Raw genomic sequence first — 1,135 nt, 5'->3', positions numbered from 1 at the left:
TGCCTGCCGGCGAGGTGATCGCCAGCGACAGCGGCTCGGGAATCGAGTGCGCGACCGGAATGGCTTCGATCTCGAACGGGCCGACGGTGAATTTCTCGCCCGCCCGGTAGATCGTCACCGGTATTTTCGGCGCGCCCTGCTCGCCTTGCCGCTTGGCCTCCAGCAGGCCGGCGCTGAACGGCGTCATCCAGACCGGCGCCTTCAGCTTCGGCCATGTGTCGAGCAGCGCGCCATAATGGTCTTCATGCGCATGCGTGATGATGATGCCGCGCAGATTGGCGAGGTTCTCCTCGATGAATCGCGTGTCGGGCAGCACAAGGTCGACGCCCGGCAGGCTGGCATCGGGGAAGGTCACCCCGACATCGATGACGATCCATTCGCGCGCATTGGGCGGCCCGTAGCCGTAAAGAGCGAAGTTCATGCCGATCTCACCGACGCCGCCGAGCGGCACGAAGACGAGTTCGGCGGTTTCCGCTTTCGCCATGATTTTTCCCTTCCTGGCCCTCAGGCCAAGCCCAAAAAGCAATTCCGGGAAAAGTTTGTAACGGTTTTCCCACCGGAGTTGCGCAAAAACAAACAGTTAGAACCGTTCATGAACGGCTCTATGCCCTGGCCGAAGCGACCGCGCCGAAATGCACATCGCCGGCGGCGATCGTCCGAACCGAACCTTCATCGTCGCGGATCACGAAACGGCAGTCCTCGTCAATGGTCTCAAACACCCCACGCACCACATTACCGTCAATTCTGACAGCAACTTCGCCGCCGAGCCCCGCAGCACGATCAAGCCAGCGTCGCCTGACGGCGGCAAGTCCGCGCCCCTCGTCCCACAATCGGGCATTCTCGCTCCATGCATCCGACAGCGCCAGGAACAGTGTTTCCGCATCGCATGCCGCGCCCAGCGCGCTGAGTGATGTTGCGGGATAGGGCAAATCCTCGGGGTATGCCACCACATTGACGCCGATGCCGACCGCCACCGCGAAACGGCCGCCTTCCAGGATTGCCGATTCCAGCAGGATGCCGGCCAGCTTGGCGCCGGAGGCGAGCACGTCGTTCGGCCATTTCAGTTCGAAACGGTTCTTTCCTTCGCTGCCGCCGTCGAGGCCGATGGCGATCCGGCCCTTCGGCACCACGGCGT

At 62.8% G+C, this 1,135-nt stretch carries 2 protein-coding genes; both read right to left on the bottom strand.

Going from position 1 to position 1,135, the window contains the following annotated elements:
• A partial coding sequence (locus EN906_RS34875; protein WP_164777643.1) for a ribonuclease J occupies window positions 1–484 on the bottom strand: 484 nt, incomplete at its 3' end.
• Between the two features lie 118 nt (window positions 485–602).
• Window positions 603–1,135, bottom strand: a 533-nt coding sequence (locus EN906_RS34870) for a biotin--[acetyl-CoA-carboxylase] ligase (protein ID WP_164777642.1), incomplete at its 5' end; no start/stop codon positions are given.

The sequence above is a fragment of the Mesorhizobium sp. M7A.F.Ca.CA.004.06.1.1 genome (genome assembly GCF_003999135.1).
GTDB lineage: Bacteria > Pseudomonadota > Alphaproteobacteria > Rhizobiales > Rhizobiaceae > Mesorhizobium.
This window is presented reverse-complemented; position numbering and strand designations above follow the sequence as displayed.